The sequence below is a fragment of the Photobacterium salinisoli genome, assembly GCF_003614885.1.
Lineage (GTDB): Bacteria > Pseudomonadota > Gammaproteobacteria > Enterobacterales > Vibrionaceae > Photobacterium > Photobacterium salinisoli.
Map to the genome: position 1 here is coordinate 1,001,903 of NZ_QZMS01000011.1, position 13,646 is coordinate 1,015,548.

The following is a 13,646-nucleotide window of genomic DNA, read 5'->3' on the forward strand; positions in this document are numbered from 1 at the left end:
TAAATAAGTTGTAGCATAATCCAAATTAATTGATAATTATGTTTCTATAATCAACACTAACTAATATCCAATGTACATACTCCCCGGCACTTTCACACATATCCCCTCGATCACGGCTATTTTTAATCATTACATTGAGCACACGAACGCCAGATTTGAAACCGAGCCGATGACGCTGGGTAATCGTAATGAGTGGTTTACGCAGTTTCGGTCCGATTCTCCACACCAGCTTTTCGTTGCCCTGGAAAACAATCAGGTGATGGGGTTCGCCTGCAGCCAACCTTACCGGCCTAGCGCCGCTTTTGCAGAAACCGTTGAAGTGAGCATCTATCTTCACCCCGATGCGAAGGGGCAGGGTTTGGGGAGTGCATTAATGAAAACCTTACTTGATGCTTTAGCGACTCAGCCGGTGCACTGTGCCTTATCTGGCATTGCTTTGCCGAACGATGCATCGGTGGCGCTGCATCAGAAATTCGGCTTTCGTGAGGTCGGTGTTTTTCATGACTATGCCAGAAAACAGGGCGAGTACATCAGCTCGCTCTGGATGGAAAAGCGATTTGACTAATCCCGTATTTCAGCCTGCTATACTGATACCGATTGCAAAACAGCGGTAGCGGTCACACTGGCGTGAAAGGAAACCGATGGGAGAAAGATGATGAAATACCAGGGAAGCTGCCACTGCGGCAATGTCGCTTTTGAGGTCGAAGGCGATATTCAGGAAGCACTGGCTTGCAACTGCTCTATCTGTCAGCGAAAAGGTTCGTTATTGTGGTTTGTGCCCCGCAGTGAATTAAAGCTGCTGTCGGCAGAGAGCGCAGCAAGTACTTACACCTTTAACCAGCATGTTATTCAGCACAGGTTTTGCCCGACGTGTGGCATTCATCCTTATGGGGAAGGAACTGACCCGAAGGGTAACGCCATAGCGGCCATCAATATTCGTTGTCTTGACGATATCGATCTCGATGCAATTCCGGTGAAGCATTTTGATGGCCGGTCGTTGTAATCTGATCTTGCTGATGTGATTATGTCGTTTGTTGCGTAAAGGCAAGAGCCGATCATTCAAAGTAGGGGACGACGTTGGGAGCAGGAAACAGGGAATTTTCGACACTTTGGCGGCCAGCGCGATTTTCCGGTATCGAACTGCTGTCCGCCTCGTTTACTCAGTTTGAATTCTCCCGTCACTGGCATGAAGAGCTTGCCATTGGGGTGATAGAAGCTGGCGCAGAAGGGTTATTTTATCGTGGCAGCAATATTGTGGTGCCTCAGCGCCATATTGTCGCTATCAATCCTGCTGAAGTGCATACAGGTTTTGCGGGCAGTGAACACGGATGGCGATACCGGATGTTTTACTTCGCACCTGAGATGATAGAACAGCATTTTGCTGACAGTAAGAAAGCCGTTGATCCTGTCATCGACCACTCTGTGATTAACAATCCGGCACTGTTTGATTTGCTGCTTCAACTGCATGTGGCATTTGAAGCCGCCAGTTTTGATCTGACCAAACACTCTTTACTGACTGTGGCGCTGGAGTCGTTGTTTTCTCAATACGGCAATGCTGGTAGTGATGCTGACAAGATCGGGCATACTCAGAAGCATACGGGCGTTATCCGGGATTACCTGCACGATAACTGGCAGGCTAATGTCACTCTGGATGAGCTGGAAATTGTCAGTGGCCTGACGAAATTTAAACTCATCCGGGCATTCAAATCTCATTACGGACTGACGCCGCACCAGTTTTTGCTTCTTACAAAAGTACAGAAAGCGAAAAAACTGTTATTGGACGGTCACAGTTGTGTCGATACTGCACTGAACTGTGGCTTCTTTGATCAAAGCCATTTCACCCGCAACTTCAAACGCGCTTTTGGCGTGCCTCCCAAGCATTACGCGATACAACCTTAGCAACTGCAATTTCATACAAGAAGCTGCTCTCTGCGACGTTTAACCTGTCTCCAGTTTCCTGATATTTGCTGGAAATACATGTGTTGAATTAAACGGAGATAAACCGATGAGTTTCTTATTATTGTGGTTGGGTGTGATGTTTCCATTAGTGTTCAGTCCGGGGCCGGCCAATATCGTGTTTGCCGCCTCTGGTGCCAGTGTCGGGGTCAGGCGGTCACTGCCATTACTGCTGGGAATAGACACGGTGTTTTTGATTAAGTCTTTACTGATTGGGCTGGGGCTGGGCGCACTCATTCAAGAGTATCCACTCACGTTGCAGTTACTGCAGTGCGCGGGAGCCCTCTATATTATTTATCTGGCCGTCGGTTTTCTGAAAACCAGCCTGCTCGAGCACAACGGGCAGCAAAAGCGCTTAGGATTCTTTGATGGCGTGATCATTCAATTGCTCAACAGCAAAGGCTGGTTGCTGGTCTTGCTTATGTTCTCCCTGTTTTCAGAAAAAGCGTATCAGGAATACGGTGAACAATCGGTGTGGGTGCTAGTGCTGTGGCTGGCCATTCTTAATATCTCCATGCATCTGGTGTGGATCTGGGCCGGCGGCTTGTTAGCCAAACTGGCCGGGGACACTAAGAATCAGAAAGTACAAGGCTATATTTACTTCGCATCCTTGGTGATCGTCGCCATCTGGCTGCTGGTTGATAATCCAATCTGGCAACACTGGGCATAATGTTTTAAAGCCTGCTGCTCAGATTCCCAAACAGGCGATTTTATACTCTGATTGCATACAATATAAAAACGTATATATTGCGGTATATCAGTATGGTCTGAAGTCGTTCAGAGGGAGGGGGAATGTTTGCGGAATACGGGGTGTTGAATTTTTGGGCCTATGTGGTCGGCGCCATCTTTATTGTGCTGCTGCCCGGGCCTAACTCATTGTTTGTATTGAAAACCGGCATGGGACAGGGGATCAGACAAGGCTATCTGGCGGCAACGGGCGTGTTTATCGGCGATGCCGTTTTAATTTTCTGTGCCTATGCCGGTGTTGCCACCCTGATACAGACAACGCCGATTTTGTTTACCCTGGTGCGGTATCTTGGCGCGGTGTATCTGCTATTTCTGGGTGGCAAGATTGTATACAGTGCTTTTCAATCCCGTGAATCGGCAGATATCTCTCCGGCACTACAGGGTAAAAAGGTGTTTCGCAAAGCGTTGATACTCAGCCTGACCAATCCTAAGGCCATTCTGTTTTATGTGTCTTTCTTTGTGCAGTTTATTGATATGAGCTACGCCAGCCCTGGGGTGCCATTTCTGATTCTGGCGGCGGTACTTGAAATCATCAGCCTGATCTTTCTCAGTGTGCTGATTATTGCGGGCGCCTATATCACCCAATTGGTGCGTGCCAGCAAAAGTATGCAGAAGATAGGCAATGCCTTAATGGGCACGTTGTTTATCGGTTTTGCTGCCCGGCTGGCCATGTCGAATGCGTAAGTGCCATTCGTTATAAGCAAGGTTCAGGAAGACAGCTCCTGAACCTTTTACCCCGCTCTTCTCTGAAACATTACACCCAGTACCGCCTGGAATGCGCCGCAGCGCATGACTCGAGACAGTATTTGATTGGCATTTACATTCGTCTCTGTCAGAATGACTTAAAATTACTTAAGTGGTTTTGAGTGCATGACCCAGGAAGAACGCCTTATTCACCTGACTTCGCTGATAGAACAGCAAGGTAAGGTGACCCTCAATGACATCTGCGAGCAATTTACCGTATCGCGCGATTCTGCCCGTCGCGATCTGGTGAAGCTTACTCAGCAGCCGGGTATCCAGCGTATCCGTGGCGGCGCAGTCAGAGCCTCGGTATCGGGCCGTCTTGAACCCTATTCCGGTAAAGTGATCAGTGAAGCCAAGCAACAGCTTGCTCAGTGCGCGGCACAACTAATCGACGCCGATGATCATCTGTTACTCGATACCAGCACGACACTGACATTAATGGCGCGCTACATTCACCGGCCTGCTACTGTCATTACGAACTCCGTCGATATTTTGCAGCAACTTGCGGACAACCCTCATGTTGCCGTGCATTTGCTGGGCGGCAAATTTGATGCTTTCCACCGCGCCGTGTTAGGCCATCAGGCCGAAAAGCAGCTGGCTGACTATAGGGTGAATAAAGCTTTTATCGGCGTCTGTGCTTTATCAGAACATGGCTTGTCGACCAATAATGAACAGGAAGCCTCGCTGAAAAAGGCGATGATGGCGCAGGCGCAGCAAGTGGTTGTGGTGTGCGAGCAGCACAAACTGGGCCAGAATAATTTTCACCATGTCTGCGACCTGGATGGGATTGATGTCCTGATCACCGACCAACCACTTACAAACACTTACGCCGAACGTTTTGACAGCCACGATATTCAAGTGATCGTGGCTTCCACCACACAAGGACAGCTTTGATATGCGATATTCTCCGGTAAAAACAGCCGTCATTGGCTACGGTTTTTCTGCAAAAACCTTTCACCTGCCTTTCATTGAGGCGATGGATGAGCTGGTGCTGACCGCTATCAGCAGCAGCCAGACAGCGGCGGTTACAGCCGATTACCCTGCCGTGACCTGTTTCAGCGATGCCGATTCCCTGCTGACCGACAGTGACGCCGAACTGGTGATCATCACAGCGCCCAACGATGTTCACTTCCGTCTGGCGAAACTGGCGCTGGAAAACGGCAAGCATGTCATCGTCGAAAAGCCTTTTGTCACCAAAGTGGAAGACGGCGAAGCACTGATTGCGTTAGCCGAAGAAAAAGGGTTGGTGCTGAGTGTTTTCCACAACCGCCGCTGGGATGGCGACTTCCTGACAGTGAAAAAGCTGGTGGAAGACGGCAGGCTGGGCGAGGTGAAGTATTTTGAATCACACTTTGACCGTTTTCGCCCCGTCGTGCGTCAGCGCTGGCGTGAAATGGCCGAAGACGGTGGCGGTATTTTGTTTGATCTGGCGCCGCATCTGCTGGATCAGGCCCTGGCACTGTTTGGCAAACCTCAGGCACTGACGGCCCAGTGTATGGCTATGCGGCCGGGAGCGAAAACCATTGATTATTACAACCTGATCCTTCAGTACCCTGAGCACCTGGTTCAGTTGCATTCGAACCTGTACAGCCCGGAGCCGAATTTGCGCTTTAAAGTGCTGGGTTCACTGGGTAAATACGAGAAATATGGTCTGGATCCGCAAGAAGATTACCTGAAAGCCGGCGTAAAACCCGAGCAGCCAGCATGGGCAGCAGAAGACGCTTCCCATTATGGTCAGCTTCATCAGGAAGACGGCTCGCAAATCATTCCTACTGAATTGGGTGGCTATCAGCATTACTTTGCCGGTGTAACAGACGCTATTCGCCTCGGCACACCGAATCCGGTACCGGCACAGGAAGCGTTGCTGAATATTAAGCTGATTCAACTGGCGCTGGAAAGCAGCCGGTTAGGGCAAACCATGAAGGTGGATGCATGAGCCTGACACTGGACGTTTTGGTACAACAGGAAGCAGATTTGCAGCTTGAGCAGTTTAATCACGAGACCGCCTGGGCGCTGGGAACCATGCTAAAAAACCATGCAGAAGTAAAACAGGCCTCCGTCGCGATCGAAGTGTACGCGTTTGGCCAGATTCTGTTTAGCTATGCAATGGCGGGAACGAACCCGGATCATCAGGACTGGATTCGCCGTAAACGCAACAGCGTACTGCGGTTTGGTAAAAGCTCTTTTTACCTTGGACTGTACAACGCCTGTAAGCAGCGTGAGTTTGAGAGCCAGCCCCATATCGATGCGCGTGAATACTGTGCGCATGGCGGGTCTTTTCCGCTGCGCATTCAAGGATGCGGGCTGGTGGGCGCGGTAACAGTATCTGGCTTACCCCAGGAAGAAGATCATCAACTGGTGACGGATGCGTTGCAGCAAATTCTCCAGCCCCGACAGGGAAAGTGACAGTGAAAACCGCTCGCCTGAGCGGTTTTTTTTGGGGTGGTTGCCGGACGAGCATCATACCGTTGACGCTCTAAATCGGTGACATTTCCATGAGAATCACAAAACAGAAGGATATAAAACAAATTGTCTATTATTCAATTGCGGCATGAATGTAGTATGCAGCTGAATTTAAAGACAATAATAAAAGGAGTCTCGAATGCAATGTCCTAAGTGTCATTCGAAGTTTGAGCATATTAATACCCCGCTGGGTGATATTGAGCGCTGTTCCGCTTGCAAAGGTTTATGGCTGGATGCGTATGAAATCGAAAAAATGAAGCCGCTGGCTGATGCCGTCGATATCGGGGATGCCGGGATCGGTAAAACCTTTAACGGTATAGATCAGATCGAATGCCCTGTCTGTCCAAGCAATAAGTTGCTAAGGCTGGTCGACCCGAAACAGCCTCATATCTGGTTTGAGAGCTGCCCGACCTGTAAAGGCCGTTTTTACGATGCCGGAGAGTTCAAGGATCTGGCAAAAATCGATTTGTCGGACTTCTTCAAACGCTTCCTGGTTGAAGAGCGTCTGTAATTGCCATAGAGAGCATGATTAGAAGGACACTGCGAATGGTAAGGCGCTTGTAAGGGCAGCTCCAGTCGCGGTTGTCCAGCCAGAAACGTGGCCGCACTTGCGGTTAATAATCACGCAGAGTCAAATTGTATTGTCTGTCAATTGCACATACTTACATTCAATCTTCTGTTAACTCGCAAACCGACAGATTATTTTTCTGAAGTAAACTCAGCCTGCCAAACTCCACTTTGCATATAAGCAATTGGAGATAATAGTGATGAAAAAATCGATACTGTTCATGGCTTTTCCTTTCATTGCCAGTTCTGTCGCGCTGGCTCATGACCTTTATCCTGCGGTACCCAGTTCACCTGTCGCCCAGCAAATCATTGATCAGGACAGAGACATTCAGTCGCTGGTGTCTGACGAAAACTTTGTGTTCAGACCCTATCAGAACCCGTTTGATGAACAGGCGTTCTTTGACAGTTTTGCCCCGAACTGGACGTCTTTGAAAGAAACTCTGATGCACTGGAGTGGCGCGACGGGTGTTGATCCCAGAGTCATACTGGTCACCACTTTGTTGGCTGAAAACTGGCAACCGGACGCGGAATTTGACCAGGCGCAAGACACTCAGTTAAAAGAAGCGATCAAACGCATTGCTAACCATCTTTCGCAGTATTTTTACCGGTATGAGGCTGATACCGCCATTCCGACCAATACGTCTACTTTGGCTATTCTCAGTACACTCAATGATCCGCAGCGTGCAGCAGAATGGTCGCAGCACTATGTGGCCTGGTTCGGTGAACCGGCGTCAACACGCCAGAGCCGTGCGGAATCTCGTGTCGCCAGCACGCTCGCTCCTCCTGCCGGCTTTATGCAGATGCCCTGGTTTCAGGGGTACAGCTGGGTGCCTAACGGACCGCATGCTCACAGTGGATCAGGCTTTCCGCTTTCTTCAATTGATGTCTCTTACGACTGGCCGGCCTGGGGGGGAACGACGTACAGCGTCACCGCTGCGCATGACGGTTATGCCACTGTGTTATCACGGTGTCAGGTGCGGGTAACCAACCCGAATGGCTGGGCGACCAATTACTACCACATGGACGGTGTTCAGGTATCCAACGGCCAATGGGTCTCCAAAAATACCAAACTGGGTACTTACGCCAATAATCGCTCGACCGCTTTGTGTGAGGGAGGTTCGTCAACCGGGCCGCATCTGCATTTTTCGCTGCTCTATCAGGGGCGTTTTCAGTCGATGCAAGGCACCAGCTTTGGGCCATATCAGGTTCAGACCGGGCGTTACAGCTACGACGATAACTGCAGCTATACCTGGCTGGTGGATCAGCGCAGCAATCAGAAAATCTGCTTCTGGCGCAGGATAGATAATCCGGTCATGTGAATGGGTACGCTCTAATTAACAACTAAAGTCCAGCAGAGATGGCGGGCTTTAGTTGTTAACTATTAACTCACTCAATTTTTCATTACTCTGAAACAGACAGAAAACCGTCGATTGATCTCATGCAGCACGTGAACTTTGAAAATATCCAGGAAATGTATTAAGTCCATTTTGACTGATTCGTTGAATGGTATTGCCAACTCAGTATGCTGAACATAAGCCACTTCCAGTGCATCCCACAATTGATAGTACGATTGCTGAAAATCATCTTGTGTATCAGGGATCAGTGTAACCAGAGATTCAATATGACTCGCGAGACGACATGTACTGATTAATTCCTCTTCAGGTGCATTGTCTAACGTCCTGTATAATAAGATTAATCGTTGTAGGTCATTCATCATTCTCTCAATATGTTGGTGTCCGGCAATTGATCAGTACTCTACCACACACCCAAGCAAATATTACCCAGTTCCCATTTTTCCGTCACTTAAATTGCCTTTCCTCAGTTGTTGAAGTACCTGATCTTTGGGACCGTCAGCGACGAGCTGACCTTGCTCCAGAACTACGATGCGGTCGACGACATCCAGCATGCTGGTTTTATGAGTGAACAGGATCAGGGTTTCGTCATTGTCGAGAGTGTTTAACACGTGTTTGAGTGCCTGTTCGGCTTTGTTATCCATGCTGCTGCTGGGTTCGTCCATAACCAGGACTTTGGGTTCTGTGAGCAGGGCACGGGCAATGGCGATAGCCTGTTTCTGGCCCCCTGAGAGTGCCTGACCGCCTTCGCCGACCTGACGGTCAAGTCCGGCCTCATCCTGCCGGGTAAAGTTGGTGACACCTGCCCGATCTGCGGCTCGTAGAATGGCGTCGTCACTGACTTGCGACCGGCCTAACGCAATGTTGTCGCGGATAGAACCGTAGAAGAGCATCAGATCCTGCGGCACACTGCCGATATTGCGCCGGATATCTGTGGGATGCAGTTGACCGATATCGGTATCGTCAATACTGATTGAACCTGCCGAGGGCTTGTATAGCCCCATGATCAAACGCTCTATGGTGGTTTTGCCGGAACCGACCCGGCCAATAATGGCGACCTTTTCACCCGGTTCTATGGTCAGATCCAAATCTTTGATCGCCATGCGCTGCTGGCCGGGATACTGGAAGCTGACCTGGCTGAACTGAATTCTGCCCTGCAGGGAGGCGCGATGCAGAAATCGCTTTTCAGCTTCTTGCTCAACAGGTAAGGCCATGAGCTGTTCAATGATGGTTTTGGCCGATTTAGCCTGATGGTAGCGGGTGGACAGTAACGCCAGTTGCACCAGAGGCCCGACCGCGCGGCTGCTGAGCATAGAAACGGCGATCAGACCGCCCATGGTTAATTCACCGGCGGCAATCTGATACACGCCAAACACTATCATGCCGACGGTGACGAATTGCTGACAGAAACCGGCGGTATTTTGCACCGAATCGGTCAGCCGCCGCGAGGTAATACTCCAGTTGGCCATGTGGGCAACCGCTTCTTCCCATTTGTACTGGAACTGGCTTTGCGCTTCAAACCGTTTGATGGTGTCCAGACCCGACAGGCTTTCAATCAGGTTAGCGTGTTTCTGCGACGACAGGCGAGAGCCTTCTTCTATGCTTCTTCGCAAGGGGCGCTGGACCAGCAGGCTGTACAGAATCAGAAAGGCCAGGGCAATAATGGGAATAATCACCAAGGGCCCGGCAATCAGCCAGATCACCACCAGAAACAAAATCGCAAAGGGCAGATCAATCAGTGAGGTAATGGTGGCCGAGGTGAAAAACTCCCGGATGGCTTCGAATTCCTGCAGGTGCCGGGCCAGGGCACCGACTGATGGTGGCCGGGCTTCCATCCGCAGGCCCATGACCTTGGCAAAAAGCTTGGCAGATATCAGAATGTCAGATTTTTTGCCCGCCACATCAATGAAATAACTGCGCATTAACTTAAGCACAAAGTCAAAGCCAAAGATCAGCGTGATGCCGCTTGCCAGCACCCAGAGTGAATCAAATGCCTGATTAGGGACAATTTTGTCGTAAACCAGCCGGGTAAACAGCGGGGTGGCAATAGCAAACAAGTTGATCAGAATGGAGGCAATAAATACATCGCGGTAGATATTTCTCGATAACCAGAGCGTTCCCCAGAACCAGTGTCCTTTTGTTGGTTTGAGCAGCTCTGGTGATCGCTCGTCATAGCGAAACCGCTTTTTGAGCAGAAACAGATGGCCGGTATAGCTCTCATTGAATTCTGAAAAAGATATCCAGCGCTCTTCACTGTCAAACTGAGGTGATATAACAGCAAGTTGTTGTTTTTCATGATCGATGCTGGCGACTACGCAGGCGCTGTTGCCCTTGAGCAGCAGTATGGCCGGTAGCAACATGGGTGGCAGTTTTTCTATTGCCAGTTTTTCTTCTTTGGCTTCTAGCCCGGCTTTTTCGGCGGCCCGGGGCAGCAGAAAGGGAGTGAGCTGTCCGTCTGGCAGCGGCAGGTCGGCAATTAACGCATCGGGTGTGTTGGCCACCCCATAGTGGCGGCTGACGACAATCAGGGCGAGCAGTAAAGGATCTGTCATGGAGATGCCCTTAACAGACTGTCGACCACATAACCCTGAAAGCCCGTGACTGAAAGTGCAGCCAGCTTATTCATCTGCGCTTGTGTTTCAACCCGGGTGGCTATGGTCAGAATATTCTGATTATCTGCGGTCCGGGTAACCGCGCGAAGGACATTGGTTTTTATTTCCTGATCTAACTGGCCGGTATAGGCGTAGTCCAGCTTGACATAGTAGGGCTTAAATCGCTGCAGATAGCCTAAAGTACTAAAATGATGGCCGTAGTTATCAATGCCGAAACGGAATCCGTAATGACGAATGATGCTGCAAAGCAGGCTGGAAAATTCATAATGATGAACAAAAGCAGCCTCAGGAATTTCTAACAACAGTTTGCTGCTAATGTGGCGGTGCATTGCCATAAACCCTGCCAGCCAGCGGAGAAAACCTGCGGCACGAATGCTGCTCAGGCTGAGGTTGACGGTTAATGGCACCAATGAGGTATCGTCACGATAGCCTAAGTGTTTTGCCATCTTGCTCAGTACATAACGGTCAAGGCTGGCGCCATCTTCCAGCGTATCCAGTGCATGCAGGAAAAAATGTGCCCGGTAAGCCTGACCCTGATGTTCAACACTGGTAAACACTTCTCTGAATAAAGGCCGGTGTTGATGATCAATGGCTGTTTGAAAACTGAATGCCAGCTTATCTGACTTGATGGCCTGAGTAATCAGCGACTGCCATTGCTGGCGGCCAAAAGTGGGTAAACGGTTATCGTCGCCGATGACACACAGTGGCAGGTCTGTCTGGGCTGATGCCTGGTTGACTGCATTGTCTGCCGCTGCCAGCAAATCAGACACTGTCTGCATTTTTCCTTTCATGACAACAGCTACACTGCTGTTATGTTCAGCGACACCTTCTTGTACCGGATGACATTTCTCTGTGATGTCGAGCATGCGACCGGCAATGTCCGTCAGTTCAGCTCGCGACTGAGCGGGCCCTATAAAGAGAAACTCTGACTGATTGAGCCGGCCCAGGGTTGCCTTGGGGGCAAACAGGGTTGTCAGTTGGCGGGATAGGGCTGACACCAGGCTGTCGCCGGCCCGGAATCCCTGTTGCTGGTAAGTGTCTTTAATGATGTCGGCACGCAACAAGACAATGCCTCCGTGCTCTTTACCCTCAATCAGAGCAGAGAGTTTTGCCATCAGAAAACGGCGGTTTGCCAGCCCGGAAACGGGATCCTGATAAGCCTGAATGCGAAGTCTGTCCGCTTCTTCGGCTTGCTGCCTGAAATGTTGGCGTATCTGCTGGTTCATGTGGTTAAAGGCGTCCACCACATCATGGAGTTCTTTGGTGGCCGGTAAGGGCAGCGGCACCCCGAAGTCATTGCGGGAAATGGCCTGCGCTTTGGTACGAAGCCGGTTAAGCGGTTTGCGGATGATCAGGTTCAGACCCAGCAGCAAAGCCGCCGCGCCCAGACCGAGTATGGCAGACAGCACCAGAAATAAATCAATAGCGTTTTGCCAGAGTTGCTGGTAAGCAATGGCCGGATTGCTGGTTACCGACAGTTCGGCGGTTTGCATCCAGCCACTGGTGAGCGTGACTGAACGGGACTGCGGCTCGATAGGCAGCCAGCGACGGAAAAACTCAGGCACCGCAAAGGTATCCGGCGGGTATTCTCTCAGAATCTGGCTCTGAGGTGTAAAAATGTTCAGGGACACTCTCTGATAAAAACTGCCGTCAAACATGGCATTAATCACAGATTCCGCCCCAATCAAATCCTTCGTTGCCAGATAAGGGGTTAATGCAAGGCCAGCGGCATTCACGGCATTGTCTGTTTCAATGGTTTGCTGATTGATCAGGTAAGTCCGGGTGTTGTGAATCTGAACCGAGAAGACGCTCACCAGCAGCAGCACAAAGACCAGCATTAACCAGAGAATGAGTTGCCTGTAGAGTGTCATGCGTCCCTTCCTTCTATGGCTGATCCAGATTGATGACGGGGCGTGCCAGTGTCTGGGCTTCAAAGCGCTCTCTCAGGTTGGTCCAGCGTTTCAGGCGCGAAGACTTACCGGCGAGCTGTCCTTGTCCTTGTTGTTTCATCAGCCATAACTGGCTGCCGTTAAAGCTGTAAACGGGCTGCAGGTCGCTGCGCTCAGTCGCCGGTTTGATGTCAGGATCCAGGTTATCCAGCAGAACTGGCACATCGCTCGGGGAGGCATAATAGGCCAGTACCATGTGAAACTGATCCCGACTGAGCGACTTGACATAGACAAGGCGAAGTTTCTGATCTTCGATGCCCAGTTCCCGCAACGAAAAATATTTGGCGATAGTAAAGTCCTCACAGTCGCCGCCAGCCGCGCCGAGAAACTCTGAGGGCGTCGCCCAGTAGTCATTTTCTCCCCAGATTTCAATATCATTCAGAAACATAAACTGATTAAAAAAGCGGTTGACCTGCTCCAGCATCTGCCTTTCCTGCTGATAGGAAACGGACGCCAGCAACTGCCGCCAGGCCATCATCCGCTTGCCTGCGCGCTCACCATAAAACGCCGTGACGCGATCAAACGCCGCTTGTTCCTGTTCATTGAAGGCATTCAGCGGGGGCGCAAGTAATAGCCATGTCATCAGCAGCCAATGCGTCACTGGCGTTGCCAGCCGGGAGCTTGAGTGAACCTTAGTGTCATGGTGTTATTGATTCCTTGTTGTGAAGATAGTCCAGCGTTCCAGTACCCCGGCGTCGGCGCCTGTCACGGTTGCCGTCACACGACGGCTGAGGATATTGGTCTGCTCCCGAGTCTGTCCCCGTACCGGTTCATTATCGCCGAAGCCAACCGTTCTGACCCGTTCAGGCGCGATACCCTGATCAACCAGCAGTGAGCGCACATTCGCGGCGCGTCGCTTGGATAAATCCAGATTATATGGCGACGCCCCAACCGGGCTGGCATAGCCTTTTAACTCAATTGCTGTTTCGGGATACGCTTTCAGAAAGGCCGCCATTTTCTGAATCTGGCTGCGGAAACCTGACGGAATGACATCTGAATCGTTAGCAAATAAGATATGCAGCTGATTGGTTCGCTTGCTTTCAACGAGCTGCGGACAACCGTCATTGTTCACTACCGCCGGCAATGGTGTGTCGGCACATCGTTCCCGCGCATTGATCACACCGTCTGAATCCTGATCCAGCAGATCACGCGATTGCTCGGCGACGGGCGGATCCGGCACTGTGGTTGAGCAGGCCGGCAGAACGAGTGTCAGCAAGAAACACATCACTTGTTTTTGCATGTCACCTCCTTACTCG

At 50.6% G+C, this 13,646-nt stretch carries 14 protein-coding genes; 10 read left to right on the forward strand and 4 right to left on the reverse strand.

From position 1 onward, the window contains the following. The first annotated feature begins 70 nt into the window (after positions 1-70). From D6M16_RS15880 to D6M16_RS15925, 10 genes are all read left to right on the forward strand, one after another. Positions 71-565 (forward strand): GNAT family N-acetyltransferase, encoded by a 495-nt coding sequence (locus D6M16_RS15880; RefSeq protein WP_120512797.1) that lies wholly within the window; start codon positions 71-73, stop codon positions 563-565. 87 nt (positions 566-652) lie between these two features. Further along, complete coding sequence (locus D6M16_RS15885; RefSeq protein ID WP_420812251.1) at positions 653-1,003, forward strand: GFA family protein; 351 nt, start codon at positions 653-655, stop codon at positions 1,001-1,003. Between the two features lie 74 nt (positions 1,004-1,077). Then, the gene (locus D6M16_RS15890) at positions 1,078-1,899 is read left to right on the forward strand and encodes an AraC family transcriptional regulator (protein ID WP_120512798.1); all 822 of its coding nucleotides are present in this window, start codon (positions 1,078-1,080) and stop codon (positions 1,897-1,899) included. A gap of 106 nt (positions 1,900-2,005) precedes the next feature. Further along, entirely contained in the window at positions 2,006-2,626 is a 621-nt protein-coding gene (locus D6M16_RS15895; protein WP_120512799.1) for a LysE family translocator, read from the forward strand. Positions 2,627-2,748: 122 nt separating this feature from the next. Then, the gene (leuE, locus tag D6M16_RS15900; protein WP_120512800.1) at positions 2,749-3,387 is read left to right on the forward strand and encodes a leucine efflux protein LeuE; all 639 of its coding nucleotides are present in this window, start codon (positions 2,749-2,751) and stop codon (positions 3,385-3,387) included. A 186-nt stretch (positions 3,388-3,573) separates the two neighbouring features. Then, positions 3,574-4,341, forward strand: a complete 768-nt coding sequence (locus D6M16_RS15905) for a DeoR/GlpR family DNA-binding transcription regulator (RefSeq protein WP_120512801.1) — start codon at positions 3,574-3,576, stop codon at positions 4,339-4,341. A gap of 1 nt (position 4,342) precedes the next feature. Then, complete coding sequence (locus tag D6M16_RS15910) at positions 4,343-5,383, forward strand: oxidoreductase (protein ID WP_120512802.1); 1,041 nt, start codon at positions 4,343-4,345, stop codon at positions 5,381-5,383. Then, a complete protein-coding gene (locus D6M16_RS15915; protein ID WP_120512803.1) occupies positions 5,380-5,853 on the forward strand; it encodes a heme-degrading domain-containing protein in 474 nt (157 codons plus the stop codon). Before D6M16_RS15910 ends, D6M16_RS15915 begins: the two co-directional genes overlap by 4 nt. Before the next feature lie 196 nt (positions 5,854-6,049). Then, positions 6,050-6,421 (forward strand): zf-TFIIB domain-containing protein, encoded by a 372-nt coding sequence (locus D6M16_RS15920; protein WP_120512804.1) that lies wholly within the window; start codon positions 6,050-6,052, stop codon positions 6,419-6,421. A 256-nt stretch (positions 6,422-6,677) separates the two neighbouring features. Further along, a complete protein-coding gene (locus tag D6M16_RS15925; RefSeq protein WP_120512805.1) occupies positions 6,678-7,796 on the forward strand; it encodes a M23 family metallopeptidase in 1,119 nt (372 codons plus the stop codon). A gap of 458 nt (positions 7,797-8,254) precedes the next feature. Here the strand turns inward: D6M16_RS15925 and D6M16_RS15935 are convergent, their stop codons facing one another. The 4 genes from D6M16_RS15935 to D6M16_RS22425 all read right to left on the reverse strand — a co-directional run bounded on the left by D6M16_RS15935 (position 8,255) and on the right by D6M16_RS22425 (position 13,630). Beyond that, positions 8,255-10,381 (reverse strand): type I secretion system permease/ATPase, encoded by a 2,127-nt coding sequence (locus D6M16_RS15935; protein WP_120512807.1) that lies wholly within the window; start codon positions 10,379-10,381, stop codon positions 8,255-8,257. Then, positions 10,378-12,312 (reverse strand): EAL domain-containing protein, encoded by a 1,935-nt coding sequence (locus tag D6M16_RS15940; RefSeq protein ID WP_120512808.1) that lies wholly within the window; start codon positions 12,310-12,312, stop codon positions 10,378-10,380. The genes D6M16_RS15935 and D6M16_RS15940 overlap by 4 nt, the downstream gene beginning before the upstream one ends. 13 nt (positions 12,313-12,325) lie before the next feature. Continuing rightward, entirely contained in the window at positions 12,326-12,973 is a 648-nt protein-coding gene (locus D6M16_RS22420; RefSeq protein WP_205576938.1) for a transglutaminase-like cysteine peptidase, read from the reverse strand. 63 nt (positions 12,974-13,036) lie between these two features. Then, a complete protein-coding gene (locus D6M16_RS22425; protein ID WP_205576912.1) occupies positions 13,037-13,630 on the reverse strand; it encodes an OmpA family protein in 594 nt (197 codons plus the stop codon). Between the last annotated feature and the right edge of the window lie 16 nt (positions 13,631-13,646).

Coding starts and splice junctions, on each gene's coding strand:
- D6M16_RS15895 (WP_120512799.1), top strand. CDS start 2,006: ATGAGTTTCTTATTATTGTGGTTGGGTGTGATGTTTCCATTAGTGTTC.
- D6M16_RS15940 (WP_120512808.1), bottom strand. CDS start 12,312: ATGACACTCTACAGGCAACTCATTCTCTGGTTAATGCTGGTCTTTGTG.
- D6M16_RS15905 (WP_120512801.1), top strand. CDS start 3,574: ATGACCCAGGAAGAACGCCTTATTCACCTGACTTCGCTGATAGAACAG.
- D6M16_RS15915 (WP_120512803.1), top strand. CDS start 5,380: ATGAGCCTGACACTGGACGTTTTGGTACAACAGGAAGCAGATTTGCAG.
- D6M16_RS15920 (WP_120512804.1), top strand. CDS start 6,050: ATGCAATGTCCTAAGTGTCATTCGAAGTTTGAGCATATTAATACCCCG.
- D6M16_RS15885 (WP_420812251.1), top strand. CDS start 653: ATGATGAAATACCAGGGAAGCTGCCACTGCGGCAATGTCGCTTTTGAG.
- leuE (WP_120512800.1), top strand. CDS start 2,749: ATGTTTGCGGAATACGGGGTGTTGAATTTTTGGGCCTATGTGGTCGGC.
- D6M16_RS15935 (WP_120512807.1), bottom strand. CDS start 10,381: ATGACAGATCCTTTACTGCTCGCCCTGATTGTCGTCAGCCGCCACTAT.
- D6M16_RS15880 (WP_120512797.1), top strand. CDS start 71: ATGTACATACTCCCCGGCACTTTCACACATATCCCCTCGATCACGGCT.
- D6M16_RS22425 (WP_205576912.1), bottom strand. CDS start 13,630: ATGCAAAAACAAGTGATGTGTTTCTTGCTGACACTCGTTCTGCCGGCC.
- D6M16_RS15910 (WP_120512802.1), top strand. CDS start 4,343: ATGCGATATTCTCCGGTAAAAACAGCCGTCATTGGCTACGGTTTTTCT.
- D6M16_RS15925 (WP_120512805.1), top strand. CDS start 6,678: ATGAAAAAATCGATACTGTTCATGGCTTTTCCTTTCATTGCCAGTTCT.
- D6M16_RS22420 (WP_205576938.1), bottom strand. CDS start 12,973: ATGACATGGCTATTACTTGCGCCCCCGCTGAATGCCTTCAATGAACAG.